17 protein-coding genes are annotated in these 16,036 nt (G+C 29.0%); 4 read left to right on the plus strand and 13 right to left on the minus strand.

Translation table 11 applies throughout. The features are described from left to right. Window positions 1–25 precede the first annotated feature (25 nt). Window positions 26–946 carry a GTP-binding protein gene (locus HN587_07720; GenBank protein ID MBT7903725.1) on the minus strand — a complete coding sequence of 307 codons (921 nt, stop codon included), beginning with the start codon at window positions 944–946 and terminating at the stop codon, window positions 26–28. 883 nt (window positions 947–1,829) lie between these two features. Between HN587_07720 and HN587_07725 the strand changes: the two genes are divergently transcribed. The 3 genes from HN587_07725 to HN587_07735 all read left to right on the plus strand — a co-directional run bounded on the left by HN587_07725 (window position 1,830) and on the right by HN587_07735 (window position 4,628). Further along, window positions 1,830–2,879, plus strand: a complete 1,050-nt coding sequence (locus tag HN587_07725; GenBank protein MBT7903726.1) for an ATP-binding cassette domain-containing protein — start codon at window positions 1,830–1,832, stop codon at window positions 2,877–2,879. Window positions 2,880–2,983: 104 nt separating this feature from the next. Then, window positions 2,984–3,832 carry a hypothetical protein gene (locus tag HN587_07730; protein MBT7903727.1) on the plus strand — a complete coding sequence of 283 codons (849 nt, stop codon included), beginning with the start codon at window positions 2,984–2,986 and terminating at the stop codon, window positions 3,830–3,832. 1 nt (window position 3,833) lies between these two features. Next, the gene (locus tag HN587_07735; protein MBT7903728.1) at window positions 3,834–4,628 is read left to right on the plus strand and encodes a hypothetical protein; all 795 of its coding nucleotides are present in this window, start codon (window positions 3,834–3,836) and stop codon (window positions 4,626–4,628) included. Window positions 4,629–4,783: 155 nt separating this feature from the next. Here the strand turns inward: HN587_07735 and HN587_07740 are convergent, their stop codons facing one another. After that, on the minus strand, window positions 4,784–5,602 hold the full coding sequence (locus HN587_07740) for a DUF814 domain-containing protein (protein ID MBT7903729.1): 819 nt from the start codon (window positions 5,600–5,602) through the stop codon (window positions 4,784–4,786). 224 nt (window positions 5,603–5,826) lie between these two features. Between HN587_07740 and HN587_07745 the strand changes: the two genes are divergently transcribed. Beyond that, window positions 5,827–6,495, plus strand: coding sequence for an adenylate/guanylate cyclase domain-containing protein (locus HN587_07745; protein MBT7903730.1), 669 nt, complete (start codon window positions 5,827–5,829; stop codon window positions 6,493–6,495). A 32-nt stretch (window positions 6,496–6,527) separates the two neighbouring features. On the opposite strand, the gene dcd is transcribed toward HN587_07745, so the two are convergent. The 11 genes from dcd to HN587_07800 form a co-directional block, all read right to left on the minus strand. After that, window positions 6,528–7,034, minus strand: a complete 507-nt coding sequence (gene dcd, locus HN587_07750; protein ID MBT7903731.1) for a dCTP deaminase — start codon at window positions 7,032–7,034, stop codon at window positions 6,528–6,530. A gap of 73 nt (window positions 7,035–7,107) precedes the next feature. Beyond that, window positions 7,108–8,052, minus strand: a complete 945-nt coding sequence (locus tag HN587_07755; protein ID MBT7903732.1) for a type II secretion system F family protein — start codon at window positions 8,050–8,052, stop codon at window positions 7,108–7,110. Between the two features lie 210 nt (window positions 8,053–8,262). Further along, on the minus strand, window positions 8,263–10,320 hold the full coding sequence (locus tag HN587_07760; protein MBT7903733.1) for a hypothetical protein: 2,058 nt from the start codon (window positions 10,318–10,320) through the stop codon (window positions 8,263–8,265). Between the two features lie 16 nt (window positions 10,321–10,336). Further along, window positions 10,337–10,555 carry a hypothetical protein gene (locus HN587_07765; protein ID MBT7903734.1) on the minus strand — a complete coding sequence of 73 codons (219 nt, stop codon included), beginning with the start codon at window positions 10,553–10,555 and terminating at the stop codon, window positions 10,337–10,339. 104 nt (window positions 10,556–10,659) lie between these two features. Continuing rightward, the gene (locus HN587_07770) at window positions 10,660–12,714 is read right to left on the minus strand and encodes a type II/IV secretion system ATPase subunit (GenBank protein MBT7903735.1); all 2,055 of its coding nucleotides are present in this window, start codon (window positions 12,712–12,714) and stop codon (window positions 10,660–10,662) included. Between the two features lie 88 nt (window positions 12,715–12,802). After that, on the minus strand, window positions 12,803–13,441 hold the full coding sequence (locus HN587_07775) for a hypothetical protein (protein MBT7903736.1): 639 nt from the start codon (window positions 13,439–13,441) through the stop codon (window positions 12,803–12,805). Between the two features lie 123 nt (window positions 13,442–13,564). Further along, on the minus strand, window positions 13,565–13,975 hold the full coding sequence (locus HN587_07780) for a hypothetical protein (protein MBT7903737.1): 411 nt from the start codon (window positions 13,973–13,975) through the stop codon (window positions 13,565–13,567). A 63-nt stretch (window positions 13,976–14,038) separates the two neighbouring features. Beyond that, window positions 14,039–14,581, minus strand: coding sequence for a hypothetical protein (locus HN587_07785; protein ID MBT7903738.1), 543 nt, complete (start codon window positions 14,579–14,581; stop codon window positions 14,039–14,041). A 10-nt stretch (window positions 14,582–14,591) separates the two neighbouring features. Then, window positions 14,592–14,894 carry a hypothetical protein gene (locus tag HN587_07790; GenBank protein ID MBT7903739.1) on the minus strand — a complete coding sequence of 101 codons (303 nt, stop codon included), beginning with the start codon at window positions 14,892–14,894 and terminating at the stop codon, window positions 14,592–14,594. Window positions 14,895–14,916: 22 nt separating this feature from the next. Continuing rightward, the gene (locus tag HN587_07795; protein ID MBT7903740.1) at window positions 14,917–15,486 is read right to left on the minus strand and encodes a hypothetical protein; all 570 of its coding nucleotides are present in this window, start codon (window positions 15,484–15,486) and stop codon (window positions 14,917–14,919) included. Next, window positions 15,476–16,027 (minus strand): hypothetical protein, encoded by a 552-nt coding sequence (locus tag HN587_07800; protein ID MBT7903741.1) that lies wholly within the window; start codon window positions 16,025–16,027, stop codon window positions 15,476–15,478. Before HN587_07800 ends, HN587_07795 begins: the two co-directional genes overlap by 11 nt. Window positions 16,028–16,036: the final 9 nt, after the last annotated feature.

A 16,036-nucleotide genomic window follows, 5' to 3' on the forward strand; every position in this document is an offset into this window, starting at 1 on the left:
TAAAAAAAATATAAAAAAAACAATTTCATTTTCTTAACACAAATTTAATTCGATCACCCTCAAAAAGTTCATGGTCAAGACCCACTTGTTGATGATCAAATTTGACACTACCCCCAACAACAACAGCACAAATAAAATTTTCTAAAAAATCTTTATGCACTTTTGTTGCAAGGTCTTTAATCATAGCACCAGATTCAATTGCCAAAGGAAGTTCATTATTTTCAGTATAAACCCTCATAAGTCCAGTCAAGTCCCACAACTTTTCTTTCAATACATCTAAATTTTTATTAAGCTTAACCGATACGGGTAGTACTTTATAGCCTTCACGAACTAATTTTTCATAATTTTTCTTCGATCCTGGCAAATCTGCTTTATTCCCTACAATCAACAATGGTTTATCAATATTAGATTTAGTTAATTCAAACAAAATCTCAGTTAATTCTCTAACAGATCTTGACAAATCACACATTAGCACAAGTCCATCTGCTTCACGTATCACTCCAAGGAGTCTCTTCCCTCCTCCGCGATCTTCACTCGCACCTTTAATCAAACCAGGTATTTCAACTAATTGAATCTCTATTCCATCGTAAATTAATGTCGAAGGTATCGGTTTTAATGTTGTGAATGCATAATTTGCTATTTTGATTTGTTTGTCAGTCAAGTGTTTAATCAATGAACTTTTCCCAATATTGGGAGGTCCAACAAGCATTATTTGCGCTTCACCTTCTCGCTTAATACCTAACCAATCTCGATGTCTCACCTTACTTCGAATCTTTGTTCCTTCAATTAACTGCTTAACCCAATTTCTTAGATCTGCATAAGGTCCACTCGAATAATTAGGGAGTTCAGATAATGCTTTTTTCAATTCTTTTGTTCTTTGATTTCCAAATTTATCTTTTATTCTTTCTTGAATTAATTTTTTTTGAACATGATGCGGCATCGGCATACTTATCACCTTTTCTAGTTGTTTATCCTCCAAAATACAACAAAAAAAGAAAGATTTTGACATAAGTCTTAGAAAAAACTGCACAATAGCAATCAATCTAAAAATAATCATTCGCGTAGCCTTAGTAAAAAAATACCAAACAACAAAATTGAAGTTAACGAAAATAAAACTGCAAATTTTAGTTTCATCTCAAAAGTTTAAGAACAAAATAAACAAAAATCAAATCAACAAAAACTAAAGAGCTAAAGCTACGCAGAAATTATACCTGCAGCAGCATTTGCTTTAAAAGAAATAAATACGAAAAACAATTTAACAAAATCAATAATTCTAGTTTTTGATTGATTTGTTAAACTCATAAAAATAAAAAAAGTCGAAATAGTATTTAAGAGTTTTGATCCCTATTCTCGACGACAGAATAAAAAATAAAACAATCAAATATACAATAAAATAATTTATATTATAAAAAAATAAATAAAATATTATAAAAAAAATATAATATAATAATAAAACATTATAATAATATAATATAAGGAAAGAAAATGTTTCTACCAAATAAAAATAACAAGTTACAAAAAAGAAATATTTATAAATAATGAAAACTTCGGTTTATTTTGTGATTGCTATGGTATATGGAATGATTAATCAATGATACAGCCCATTCGCCTAGCTTTATTTGTTTTCTACCGCGGCCAAGTTTTGAAAGACACGACGACGCTCTAACAAAACTTAAAATTCATTTTTTTGGGTTGTTTCAAATTTATACGACTATTAGAGTGATTAATGTCTCACAAATTAATTTTAAAGCAGATGAATGCTTTTAAATTTTCAAAAAATATGATTAAAAAGATTAAAAATTAAACAAAAATTATCACAGGTGATTATTATGAAATCATACAAACCCCAAACAAACAAAGGAAAAAAAACAAAGACAGTTGTCATTGCAGTTGATGACTTAAAAAAAACCTACAAAACTCACAAAAGAGATGAAGGTTTATGGAATGCAGTTAAAAGTATTTTTAATCGCGTCTATGAATACAAACAAGCTTTGAAAAGTGTAAGTTTTGAAATTAAAAAAGGCGAAATTGTAGGACTTATAGGACCCAATGGTGCAGGTAAGTCAACCACAATTAAAACTCTTTCAGGAGTTCTTTTCCCAACTGAAGGAAAAGTTACAGTATTAGGTTATACTCCTTGGAAAAATCGAGTTAAATATGTTGAAAATATAGGTGTTGTTTTCGGTCAAAAACCTCAACTCATGTGGGATTTACCACCAGTAGACTCTTTTGCGTTAAGTAAAGAACTGTTTGACATCCCAAAAAAGGAATTCGAAAATAGACTCAAAAAAATGACAAAATTATTAGGAGTAACTTCAATTACAAATACGCCAGTAAGAGATCTTTCATTAGGAGAAAGAATGAAGTGCAAAATAATTAATGCATTACTTCACAACCCTAAACTTGTTTTCCTTGACGAGCCAAGCATCGGACTAGATGTAATTGCTAAAGATTTGCTAAGAGATTTCATACTTGACATAAACAAACGAGAAAAAACAACTTTTGTAGTAACAACTCACGACATGCAGGATATTGAACGACTTTGTAAACGAATAATTATTATTAATCATGGAATAATTGTTTATGACGGATTATTAGATACAATTAAGAAAAAATATCTTAATTCGAAAATAATTCATGTAAAGTCTGAAAGTCCAGTTAAAGGATTTAAGATGAAAGGTTGTAAAATAATCAGTCAAGAAAAATATGAATTAAAGATCGAAGTAAATACAAAGACAACTCATATCAAAAATGCAATTGATAAGTTATTAAAACTGTTTGAATGCGCAGATTTGATTATTGAGGATCCCCCTATTGAAGAAATTATTCAAAAGATCTTTAGTGAAAAAAATCAAGGAAAGATTACAGTAGATAATTAACACACCGCAAAGGATAAATCAATTTAATTGCAGTTTTCAAAAAACAAAAAAAACAATTGATTACTGCAAAACTGATTTATCTATTTAATTATTAAAAAAGAAAAATGACATTTAAACAAACGAAAGAAAAACTAAGAAGAGAATGGCAAAAAAGCACAGGAACTGTTTTTGCAGGAATAAAAATTGCACTTGCGTATAAGTTTGAGTTTTTTATTGCATTAGTTACAACTCCAATCTCTTTGTTTATCTTTTACTTTTTATGGAAATCAATTTATGCATTTTCAGAAGTTTCAATAATAAGAGGATACACATTTGAAGAACTAGTAACTTATTTTGTGCTGAGCATGATTGTTAGTTTCTTTGTATGGAGTGATGTTGATGCATGGTTAGAACATGAAATTGTAAAAGGTAATATGGTTGGTTGGTTACTTAGACCTATTAGCTATCTTCGTAATGAGTTTTGTTTTGAAACTGGTTTGAAGATGTTAAGTTTTGCAATTCAAGCAGTGCCAATCGCAATAGGTGCACATTTTATCCTGGATTTAAATTTCACATCCTGGATTTATTTAGGAATTAGCGCATTTACAGTACTAGTTGCATCATTAATTATTTTCCTAATTAGTTTTTTAATTGGTACTTGTGCTTTTTGGTTACAGCGTATTCGCGGTGTTCGAAGACTTAAGCGAGGATTTATTTTATTGTTAAGCGGAGGTTTACTTCCTTTAACATTTTTCCCAAGTTGGTGGGAAAACATATCACATTTCCTTCCATTTGAATATATGCGATTTGTCCCAATTAACATTTATTTAGGCAAATATACATTTACTGGAGCAGGATTTGAAAATATCCTAATAGTTGTAGGAGTTCAAGTGGCATGGGCCTTATTTTTATACATTTGTGCTAAGATTTTATGGAAGTCTGCAATTAAAAAGTTTTCAGGATCAGGTGCTTAAAATGAGATTTAGACGATACTTAAAAATTTGGAAAAAAAGTTTAGCACTTGAACTTAGTTCAGATATGGCTTACAAGTGGAACTTTATCATAAAATGTATAGCTATGGCTCTTGTTGACTTATTAGGTCCTTTAATTGCAATTTTAATCTATAATACTTCAAGTGGTATTCCTGGTTGGACTTTTGAGGAGTTCATTTTTTTTACTGGAACATTCACATTAGTATTTGGTTTAAATCATGCATTTTTTGTAAAGTTTCCAATCAGAGTTATCGAAAATGTTCGTAATGGAGAATTCGATCAATTTTTGATAAAGCCATTTAACCCATTATTATTTTTAACATTTAGTGCATGGGATCTTGATGGGTTTGCAGAAGTTGCAGTAGGATTATTTTTAATAATTTGGTCAGGACTTAAGTTAAGTGCAGTAATGACTGCGACAGGTATTTTTTGGTATATTGTATTAATACTATTTGGAGTATTATTCCATTATTCAATAATGATTTTGATTTCAGCTATTTCGTTTTTAGTAGTAAATAGTTGGGGTTTATTTGATTTATTTTGGGGTGCTTCAAAATTTGCAAGATATCCATTAAACATTTTTGGCGCTACAACTCAATTTACGATGACATTTATTTTTCCAATGGCAATATCAGCACATTATCCTGCAACCGCAATACTTCATGGAGTAACAGCGTTAGGTTTAATTAAAGTTATTTTACCAGTTATTGGATTTTTTAGTTTTTCATTATTGCTTTGGAATTGGGCTATGAAAAATTATACTAGTGCAGGCGGATAAATTAAACAAAGCAATTAACAAGACCAAACTAAACTCTAGAAAATCTTTTTTATTTTTTTTGAATTTTTTATTTCTAAAAATAATCACTTCACACATTTAACTTATGATTTAGTTAAATCATAATTAAGTTAAATTATAATTAATTTTAATTAAAATTATTTTTTTATTTTCACTCCAGATCCAGGTAGTGCTCGAATAATATCATCTAAGTCTCCACCAATTATTTTCTGAATTTTTTTTGAAATCGCACCTGGTTTTTCATCACCACCATTAGTTAAAAAAACATGTTTTTCACAATGTACCTTTATCGCAGGTTCTGGCCCACACATTATTTGTCCTTCTTTTGTCATTCCAATTGCAAGACTTAATTTTGGTTGAAGATAATTAGTCTTACCTCGAATCATAAAAGCTCCTTTTGGTAAATGTTCACCTGGATTTGCATCTTTTGTTACTTGATCAGGGTTCACATAAAATGTTTCAGTTGAGCTAAAACCCATTTTCCAAGCACGACTAAAACAAAGAGTTGCATCTGCAGTTTCTTGTATTGTTTGCACGGCATCTTTTTTTAGATCAACATCCGTACCACCTGATTTAATAACAAAAAATGGACTTCCCGCCATATCTGTATGAAACACTAAATCAGTTTTATCGGTTCGTTTCTTAATTACGATTTCATTTGTAGTAGAATCACGCCCACCAACAACCAAATATCCTTCACTACTTTTGAACCATCTTAAACTCTCATACCACTCTTTTTTTCGTTGATTATCAAATTTTTCTTTTTCTTCTTTTTCACGAGTTTCTAAATCACTTATTTTTTCTTCTGCTTTTTTCTCTGCATCTAATAATTTCTTTTTACTTTTTTCAATCGCTTCTAACGCTCCTTTTAACTTTTTTCGAGCTTTTTTAGCTTTTTCAAAGTATTCTTGAGCATTTTGATCCACAGTTTTCTTAACATTGAGAATAATTTCCATAAAATCCAATAAACTCTACTCATTTTTAAATGTTTTTAGATAGGTCACTTCAAAAACACAAACTAAAACAAAAAAGTTCATTCAAGACAAAACCAAACCTATAATCAAACTCAAAACAAAATCAAAATAAATCCAAAATACACCCAAAACAAACCCAAAACAAAGTCAAAAACTAACAAAATGCACAGTAATCTTTATAAGCAACCACCTCTAAAATCAAGAATATGACTCCTGACTCAGAAATCTTAACTATAATGTTCATAGATATAGCAGGATATACTAAAAAAACAACTCAATTAAGTAGAACTCAGTTTAAACTCATGCATGATTATTTTGATTCTATTTCAATTCCCACATTTCAAAAATATTTTGGAAGAGTTATAAAAAAAATAGGGGATGCGTATTTAGTTACATTCAAATCAGCTACAGATGCAGTTATTTGCGGTATTGAATTAATTCATTCATTTAAAGAATTTAATAAATTAAAAAAAATTCCTCAACCATTACACATCAAAGTTGCACTTCACGCAGGCGAAGTAATAATTAGAAATCAAGACATTTATGGTGATGCAGTTAATACTGCTGCTCGAATTGAAGGTGCTGCAAAAGCAGGTCAAATAGTTTTTAGTGAAAGTGTTTTTTCTATGATGAATAAAAATGAAGTTAATCACATATTTTTAGGAGCACATAAATTTAAAGGCGTTAAATATCCCGTAAAACTTTTTCGTGTAAAAACTAAATATGATCAATACTTACAAAAAAAACGAAGAGAAAAAATATTAAGAAAAAAGAAAAAAAGAAAAATCACTGAATTTTTCAAAAGATTATTTGCAATACTAATTATTTTTGGTTTAATTAGTTTACTTATGTGGTTTCTTTACAATTATGTTTGATTTAATCCAAATCTAAAAATCAAAATTTATTTTTAAGGTTTAATTTGTTTATGAAAACGGCCTTTATATTTTGCTTTACCTTCACATCTTTGAAAAATTAATTGACATACTTTAGTTCCAACACATAATTTTAAAGGAATTGGTCCAGCATTAAAAATTTCTAATACTTGTTTATTATTAATTCCTGGTTGCATAAAACTAGCAGTAATGTGAACTGTAAGACCAACTCTCGCAAATCTACTTCTTCCTTGAAGCCAACCACACATATCTTCAGGTATTGATATTTTTTCTCGAGTGATTCCAAGTATCATCTCACCTGGCATTAACATATAGTTTTTTGCAGTTATTTTTTTTGTTACTCTATGAAAATCTGCTTCATTGGTTACTTCAAAAAAATCTACATTTTTTTTAAAAACTCTAAATTCATCTGCCAAAGTTAAATCATATGATGCAGGACCTAAATTTAAATTTTTAAATGGAGTTATTTTTATTCGCTTTGATTTTATTTCTTTTAGAATTTCAGTTTTTGTTAATATCATTTATCTCACCTTAAAAAAAAATAGCAATTCAGTCTGCTAAAATTCAAAAAACTAATTCCCTGCATTAATTAAACTAATAAGTCAATGCTCCTTGTGCAAGACTAATTACAAAAAATGCAGTAGTCATCATAATCAAACTATGTTTTAATCCGGCTTTTACTTCTCCTTCAGATAATTTACCCAAAACCATCCCTGCGAATAATCCTTGAATCAATGATAACATCAGAAAAACACCACGTATACTTACAAACCAGCGAGCCATTGTTCCAAAAAATGTACCGACATCACTAAATTTAATATCAACTTTTTCAGTAACAGCAGAAAGTTCCGATCCGCCCATAGCGCCGCCTCCCTCAATCTCACTACTACCCATTCCTTCTATATCATTCACATCAGCAGATGACATATTTACGATATAAGGAATTAATAAGTTTTGAATTACAACTAGTACTGCGACAAACACAACAAAAATAATATAACTTTGAACTATTTGTCCATGAATGGATGCTTTTCTTTTTTCTTTAATTTTTTTAATTGCAATTACTGAATCTGTTACTTGAGTTAATACATCTTCAATATTTCCACCACTAGTTTCCGCTTCAATAACTGTGGATATTGCACGACGTATAATATTATTTTTTGTTTCTCTAGAAAAATTATTCAATGCTTTATGAACAGGTATTGCCCATTCTACTTGATTTGCTAACTTAACAACATAAGGAGTTAATGATCCATAATCCATTTTTGAAACATAAATTATTGCTTTGGAAATTGGCATTCCACTCTTTACACTTCCAACCAAATTTCGTACAAATTCAGGAAACTGTGCTTCTATTTCTTTTTGTTCTTTTCTAAATGCAAAAAAATCTACCCAAAACTGACTCCAAGCAATTGATGCTGAAACAATTATTAAAGGAATAAACCAAAGTGTTGACTTAAATTGTATAAAATCTACAACTAACACAGCTACACCTAATAAAATTGCCAAAATATGTCTTAGTTCGAATCGTAAATGCATTTTAACCTTTTATATTTATTAGTTTAAATTATATTAATAATTATTTTCTTTAATTATGTTTATATTTATTTTCTTAAATCATATTATTATTTATTTTCTTTAATTATGATAACAATTCATATTGATATTTATAATCATATTGGAAAAAATTAATCAATTCGCAAATATAATTAAATAAATAATTTCTAAATTTAATTAGCTAATTGCAATTTAACTATCTGGTTGCGACATGGATAAAAACATTATAAATAAAACATTCAAAATAGGTATGACAATATATGTTCCGACTACAATTACAACTTCTACATCAACACCGCCTACTTGCCCACCAAGCATTCCAACTAAAGATAATGCAGCTACAAAAAATAGCGGTGCAGCAATTAGTAGTCCAGTGTAAATATCGGAAAATGTAGCTATTGTTTCAGTATATTTTTCACGTTCTAATTTATATTTATCCATTAACTCATTACTTTTTTGAGTTAAAAAATCTTTAATATCTCCTCCACTTTGAATAGTAGATACAATTCCATCAAAAAATTCTCTAAAATCATCAGACGGGGTTGTCGCGGAAACTGTTCTTAATGCAGTAATAAAATCATACCCAAATACTTCTACATAATTTACAATTTTTTCAATTTCAACACTTATCTCACCATATTCTTTACTTTTTGCTATAAGTTTAAACATTTTTGTTGGTGGAACTCCTGATGAAGCAACTGAAGACATATGATTTACTGCAAACGGTAAATTTGAATTAATGCTTGCTCGACGCGTTGAAATAATACTTGGAGGATATTGCCAAAAACCAACTGCTGTAACTACCATAGCAATTAATGTAAAAGCAAATGTTCTTGCAGCAACCATTTTAAATGGCAAACCTGATACTCCAAAAAATACTGAAAAAAATCCTAAACCTAAAATTCCTGAAAAGATTACAAAAAATACCATTAAATTTACATACGTATTAGATAAAATTTTCAAATTAGCCAATCGAATATTGTTATATAGTGTTTTAAAAAGATCAGGGAATGTTTCAAGTAACCACAAACTCAATCGTTTAATAGTTACATTTGCTAATTGACCCCAAATAGATGGCTTATATATGGCATAGGATTTTCTTGATTCAAGTATTGCTCTTATTCGTTTTGCTTCTTTTTGAAGCATTGTAGCAGTAATATGTTCTACTTGATCACTCACTTTCACATGAGTTTTACGCCGTACTCGTTCAAGTTCCAACGTTGATAGAGGAACATTTTTTTTAATTTTTGAAATATATTCATCTTTTTTTGATTTAAACAATTTCTCTTTAATAAATGCCCATCCGAAAAAAGTTCCCAATACATCGTTAAATGATTCTTCTTCTTTTTTAATCAAAGAGGTTTTTTTATCAGCAGATTTATCTTTTTTAGAATCAAGTTTAACTCCTTCAATCGCAGATTTTCCTCTAAAAATTCCTAAAATTTTATCCCACAATGTTTGTTTGTGAGTTTTTGAAACATCTTTTTTACGAGATTTAACTCCTTCCTTTTTAGAGATGGAGTCTAATTTTCTTCGTTTAAAACCCAATAAATTCAATAATTGCCTAAATATAGAAAACTGCTCAACATTCAATTGATGTTTTGCAGAACTTACTTGTTTATTTTCTTTAACGCCTGCTTCTTTTTCTTTAATCGAAATTATCGGACTTGATTTTTTCTTAGACGATGACTTGACAGCAGATCCAGGTACAAATATTTTTTTCAAAAACAAAATTAGTTTTTTAAATAATGTTGGTTTTACTTCAACAACTGCAGAAATATCATTTTGAGACATAGATTCATCACTATCTTGCATTGATACTCCATGAATTTTTCTTTTAACTAATGGTTTTTGTAACGGTGGAACTGGTGCAAGTACAGAATCTAATTTTTTTGATTTTATTTTAGGAATGACTTCAACAGAATCAGGTTCAACTTTCATTCCAAATTTAATTTTTGAATAATTATGATCATTATATGTTTCATAAAATACTTGAGTGTTTAATGCTTCTATTTTGTTTAATAAATCATAAATATAACTATTGTAATATTTTATCCAGTCTTTTTTCGTTTTTCCTTTTAATAATTTCTCACTTAATTTTTCATATTCAAAGTACTTTAAATGTCCTTTTTGATATTTAGAAAATAGTTTTTCAAGTTCTAATAAAAAATTATTTTTTTGATACTCGTAAGTATTTATTTCATCTACAAAATCACTTATTTTCTTCAAAAGTATTTTAATATTATTCATTTTAAATCAAAAAAAACTAAATTTTTTCTTTTTTTTCTAATCCCGATAAAATTTCTTTATTAGCGAGGGATATTTTAAGTATTCTATCCCTAATATATTTAGCTTCTTCTCGCTTTGCTTTTGCTTCAGTTTCACTTCTAGGTTTTGAGTAAACATCTTCTGAATATAATTCAAATAAAGTATTTATCTCTTCAATATTCTTTTTCACGATTTGTAATTGTTGAGAAATTTTCATTTTACGTATTTTCCCCATAAAACATAATCAAACAAAAAATTATATTCATTAAAAACAGATAATCTTGCTCGAAAATAATGATGTTAGTTCATACTAATTATTATTTATTTAATTATTCCAAATTGTTTTAATACCATTTTAGGATTTTTGTAGTAATTATTGATAACTTTACTAAATGAATGAAAGTTTGATAAATTTCTATCAGCCATTGTTTTCAAAAGTAATGATCGTTTCTTTAATTCCATTTCAAGTTCTTTATCAGTAAGTCCAGTAACTTGAGTTATTTTTTTAAAAACTACTGAGTTATGATTATAATTTATTACATCTTTTACAGAATCCCAAACAAAAAGAGGATTATATTTTGCAGCACCTAAATTTCCTTCTACTGTTTCTATTTCATCAAGTTCTTTCATTCGTCTAAAATTTCTTGTAGGTGTTTTAACATGAGCACACACAATAACTAGATCTAAACTTTCAACAAGAGACGGAGATAAATTAATAGGAGGAGTTTCAAGTCTCTTAACTAAAGTTGGTACTGACGCTGCGTGGAAAGTTGCAAAACTTGGATGTCCAGAGGCCATTCCTTGAAATAAAACATATGTTTCTTCACCACGAACTTCTCCTACAATTACATAATCAGGAGCTTGCCTAAATGTTTCTCTTAACAAATCAAAAAGAGTTATTTCCCCTACTTGTTGACCTAAAACATTAGGTATCCCAAACCCACTCCTTGTTACTGCAGGTAACCAATTTATATGAGGTAAATTCAATTCTCGAGTATCTTCAATAGAACATATTCTTGCTTCAGGAGGAATAAATGTAGCAATTGCATTTAAAAAAGTAGTTTTTCCTGATGCTGTTTCTCCAATAGTCATTACATTAAATTTGTTTTCAATTGCCATCCATGTAAACGCTAATGCTTCAGGGCTCGTTGTTTTAAATTGAATTAAATGAACTGGCGTCCACGGCTCTTTAGTAAATTTCCTAATAGTAAATGTCGGTCCTCTAGTTGTTATATCTTCAGTATAAGTTGCATTTACCCTTGATCCATCAGGTAATGTCCCATCAAGCAAAGGTTTTGCATAAGAAATATAACGACCACTTCGTTGAGCAAGTTTTTCTACAAAATCAGTTAAATAACTTGATGAATTAAATATAACTGTGGTTTTTAAATTTTGATATTTTCTATGAACAATGTACAGTGGAAAATGAAGGCCATTACATTCAATATCTTCAACATAATAATCATTTAGTAAAGGTTCCATTTCATTAAAACCAACGCTATTTCTATAAACATAATACATTATTTTTTTATATGTATCAATAGAAATTTTAGCACCTAACTCAATTAGAATACTTTGAACATTTTGTTCTAAATATTTAACAAGTAAATTTGTCTTTGCAGCTTTAACATAACTAATATTAATAATTTCTTCAAGTCCAAGAATAATTAATTCTAGTAATTCCTTTTCTGCTTTATCAAGTACTGGTTCTTCTACTTCATAAATTAATTCATTTTCTTTTTTATCCCAATAAATATGAATAAATGCAAATGGAGGTAAAACTGGATATCTCACATTAATTGCTGCAGGATTATCAAAAGGAGGTAATTTAATTAATCTGGGTCGAAGATCAATATAGAATGTATCTGTTTTAATTTCAGTTAAATCAGTTTCAATTTCAGCATCATCTGCGGAATCATCTGAAGAGTTACTTTCAGCTTTTTTAATTGGTTTAACAATTTCATATGCTTTTTTTGTTTGTGCAGCAAGTTCTGTTGAAGAAAGATTCTTATTATCATCAGATCCTTGTTCTATTTTAACATCTTCAGGCTCCTTACTTAAACTTTCTTGCATCATTTCAGATTCAGAATTTTCTTGAGTTGATTCTTGAGTTAAATTAGCAGGATTAACATCGGCAGTACTACCAAGATTCCCTATGGGCTTATTAAGTGAAGCTTCAGTTTGTTTTAAAGTAGGTTTTGGAATTTGTTCGGGAGCGCCATTCACTGCTTCAGAATTTACATTTTCTTGATTAGCAGGCAAAACATTTTCTTGACTGCCTGAAACTACAGGTCCTTGCTCAGTTGGAACTACCTTTCCTTGACTAGCTTGATCAACAACTTTTTCTTTTTGTTTTTTCCATAAATGAAAGTCCATATTTATCGTCTCAATATAATTTTAAAAAAATTATTTTTAAACTTTTAATGTTAATAATTTTCAATAATAATAATAATGCATATCATAATTATCTAATTTTTGCTTGAATAAAATCACGATTACTTTCTAAATTAAACTCAATTATGGTATATGCAACTTCATCAGTATTATTAATAAAATATAATACGGTTGCACTCCCCATATTTACGCCAGAATCTTCAAGTTTTGAAAAACCAGTATAATTCCAGCTTCCTTCTGAAAGACCAATATCAAAACCACCAATTTCGGTAAATTCAGTATTGGAATCAACATTTGTGAACGTAATATTTTTAATAAGATCTGTAGAATTTAATATACAAGTTCCACGATCTTCACATTTAATTAAATAAATTGTTAAAAATTTATTTTGCAATAAATATGAATCAGTTAATTCTACTGCAGTAACATCTGAGTTTGCAGTAATTTTTAAATCACCCAAATCAACTTCAGACCCTGTTTCTACAATTCGCGCTTCAGTTAACATATCCCAAGTAAGAGCTCCTTCTTCAACTCGCAAATTTCCTTTTTCAATTTCTAAAGGAACTACTCGTTGTGACCCGGCACCTTCTTGACTTACATCTTTAATATGTTCGTTTACTGCTAAAAAAAGATTTTTTGTTCGAGTAAATGAGGTTTTATCTTGTAATTTTTCAATTACAGGAGTTCCAGCTCTTATAACAATGGTCATCACAACTGTGATTATCAAAATATACAAAATTGCAGAAATCCATATCTGTCCTCTTTTCCTCCTATTTTTGAAAAATTTCATCGTATGATTAAAAAATAATTATAATAATTTAATTTTAAATAATTAAGATATTTTGAATTTTTTTGAATTATGTTTTTTACAACCTTCAGGATAAAATTCAACTACTCCACTTACGGACACATTAGTTAATTCAAGTTCTCTTTTTTCCCCATGTCCAATCCCTGCAATAAATTCTTTATGATAATAATCTCCAGATTCAATTATCAAATATTCAATACTATCACCTGCTGAATTTTCTAATACAAAAAATAATTTATCTTCATCCAAATCCAACTCGGAAATTTTATATGAATAACTTCCACAATTCATAACTGATTCAGTTCCTTCTGTTGAAAATGCAATTGATGAACTATATGTTTTATAAATATATGAACCTAAAAAAATTGCGAGTACTATGAACAAAGTTATTAAAAACATCATTAAACTATATTTTTTACTTCTAGACTCTGCCATTATCATGTCACTTCTATATTATCAAAATTAAAAAAAGATGAAAAAAAATTTAAAATTATAGCTTTACCAAATTTCACTACAATTAACAAGAGATTTATATTTTTCAACATTTCCAGAACAAGGAACTACTGTATCTCCAATTCGAACATAAGGAGTATACACAACTTGTGCTGGAACTCCCATAGCTGCGTATTCATAACTAAAATTTCCTAAGTCAGCACCATTAGCAGTTAACTCGATACCTAAAAAACCGGTTTGAGGAACTTTACTATTTTCACCAATAACTCTTATGGAAACGTTTTCAATTGTTCTTGATCGCCTATTTTCTAAAATTGACCAAATAGTATAATTACCTGAAACTGTTTTATTATAACAAATTTGACTTACTCCATCAATAGATACAATATCCAAATCAATTTCTGATGAACACATTATTTCTCGATCACTTCGATCTTTTGCAGCATCTGCAGTATCTTCAACATATCCTCTTCCCCAGTTCATTACTACTGCACCTAGTGCTACTGCGAATGCTATGAGCAGGACTGTTGCGATTAATGGAGATACTCCTTTTTTTGTCGCAAAGAATTGTACGGTTTTCTTTTCCATTTCTGTCACCTCATTGCCTCATCATGATGTCAATTAACTTATTTAATCTTGACTCTTCTGAATGCATTGTTTTGATATATGGAACTGCACCAACGATCAGTACTGCTAATCCCATTACAATAAGAACATTTAATAATGTTCTAGAAATATAGCCGTTGATAAAACCTAATACTGCAACAAACATAAAACAAAAATAAAGTATTAAACTTTTGTTCATTACAAGCATTGACTTTTCTCTATTTAAACGGCTTTTTTCTACTTCCAACTCCACAACTTCTCGCGGAATTTTCTTACCTCTTTTTTTAGTTGCCATTTGTTTACCTCCTTTTCAGGGTTTAAGTATTGCAATCTTCAATAATTGTTGAGCTTGCTTTTCTATCAGCGCAAATTATTGTAAAATCTTCACGCTTAACTATTGGAATCACTTCAACCATTCCCAATTCTTGTGTTATTCCTGTTACTTCTATTTGTTTGGTCCGATCAGGATTCAAACTTATTTCCGTGCTGTTTGTGCTTAATGGTTTCTTGTCAGCGTCATAAATTCTATAATCTATCAAATCTATCCTTCTATAGTTCCTATTTTGAATCTGTATATTTAAAACTTGCGTTGTTAGGTTCTGACAAACGCTTTCGACGCTTAAACTTACTTGTCTGCACTCGTCAGTATTAAAAACTGTTTTTTTTATTTCATTTGTAGATTCAGTTGTATGATCGACCATAAAACTATACATAAATGCACTTAATGCAACTGCAAACGCCATGACAAGTACCCACGAAATAAATGGTCCTGCTGCTTTTTTATTTATCAAAAAACTAAATCCAAAACTATTTTTACCATAAACTTTAGATCTGTTTAAACTTTTTTTCAAAACCATTTTTTCATTTTTATTATTATTAAATTTCATTTTTAAAAATTCGAATGTTATCTCCTCGTTTGGATTTCATTAAATAAGCTAATTGATGTGGTTCATCAGTTATATCAAAAACATACTGAACAGGATTATTTTCATCATCATAAAATAACACACTGACTTTTTCTTCAACAGCATTATTTGTAGTTAACAATTCTTCACTACGATTTAAGGTTTGATTTAATTCAACAATTACAATTTGATTAAACATCTCATTCACTATAAATCGTTCATCCCCATTAACAAGAACATAAAACAATTCAATTTGCAAACCATTCAATCTCGAAAAATCACGAAAACTAGTTTCAAAAGATTTAAATTCAGAAGTTAAATTTTCGCCACTCACCAAAGCATGATTAATTACAACAGGCGTTTCTATTTCAAAATTTGATTTTAATTTTGTGAATGTTTCTCGAGTTTGTTTTATTCCTGAATTTGGTTTAAGTATAAGCATTGCTAACACTATTAATAGCACTGCAGTAAAAAGATAATATTGTGCTTTTTTATTTTTTAAAAAGTGTTTTATACATACCATAAATAAATT

Source organism: Candidatus Woesearchaeota archaeon (genome assembly GCA_018675335.1).
In the GTDB taxonomy this organism is placed as follows: domain Archaea; phylum Nanobdellota; class Nanobdellia; order Woesearchaeales; family UBA11576; genus JABJCP01.

Excerpts from the sequence above, each read along its gene's own strand:
- HN587_07720 (MBT7903725.1), bottom strand. The coding sequence starts at position 946 with ATGCCGATGCCGCATCATGTTCAAAAAAAATTAATTCAAGAAAGAATA.
- HN587_07725 (MBT7903726.1), top strand. The coding sequence starts at position 1,830 with ATGAAATCATACAAACCCCAAACAAACAAAGGAAAAAAAACAAAGACA.
- HN587_07730 (MBT7903727.1), top strand. The coding sequence starts at position 2,984 with ATGACATTTAAACAAACGAAAGAAAAACTAAGAAGAGAATGGCAAAAA.
- HN587_07735 (MBT7903728.1), top strand. The coding sequence starts at position 3,834 with ATGAGATTTAGACGATACTTAAAAATTTGGAAAAAAAGTTTAGCACTT.
- HN587_07740 (MBT7903729.1), bottom strand. The coding sequence starts at position 5,602 with ATGGAAATTATTCTCAATGTTAAGAAAACTGTGGATCAAAATGCTCAA.
- HN587_07745 (MBT7903730.1), top strand. The coding sequence starts at position 5,827 with ATGACTCCTGACTCAGAAATCTTAACTATAATGTTCATAGATATAGCA.
- dcd (MBT7903731.1), bottom strand. The coding sequence starts at position 7,034 with ATGATATTAACAAAAACTGAAATTCTAAAAGAAATAAAATCAAAGCGA.
- HN587_07755 (MBT7903732.1), bottom strand. The coding sequence starts at position 8,052 with ATGCATTTACGATTCGAACTAAGACATATTTTGGCAATTTTATTAGGT.
- HN587_07760 (MBT7903733.1), bottom strand. The coding sequence starts at position 10,320 with ATGAATAATATTAAAATACTTTTGAAGAAAATAAGTGATTTTGTAGAT.
- HN587_07765 (MBT7903734.1), bottom strand. The coding sequence starts at position 10,555 with ATGAAAATTTCTCAACAATTACAAATCGTGAAAAAGAATATTGAAGAG.
- HN587_07770 (MBT7903735.1), bottom strand. The coding sequence starts at position 12,714 with ATGGACTTTCATTTATGGAAAAAACAAAAAGAAAAAGTTGTTGATCAA.
- HN587_07775 (MBT7903736.1), bottom strand. The coding sequence starts at position 13,441 with ATGACCATTGTTATAAGAGCTGGAACTCCTGTAATTGAAAAATTACAA.
- HN587_07780 (MBT7903737.1), bottom strand. The coding sequence starts at position 13,975 with ATGGCAGAGTCTAGAAGTAAAAAATATAGTTTAATGATGTTTTTAATA.
- HN587_07785 (MBT7903738.1), bottom strand. The coding sequence starts at position 14,581 with ATGGAAAAGAAAACCGTACAATTCTTTGCGACAAAAAAAGGAGTATCT.
- HN587_07790 (MBT7903739.1), bottom strand. The coding sequence starts at position 14,894 with ATGGCAACTAAAAAAAGAGGTAAGAAAATTCCGCGAGAAGTTGTGGAG.
- HN587_07795 (MBT7903740.1), bottom strand. The coding sequence starts at position 15,486 with ATGAAATTTAATAATAATAAAAATGAAAAAATGGTTTTGAAAAAAAGT.
- HN587_07800 (MBT7903741.1), bottom strand. The coding sequence starts at position 16,027 with ATGGTATGTATAAAACACTTTTTAAAAAATAAAAAAGCACAATATTAT.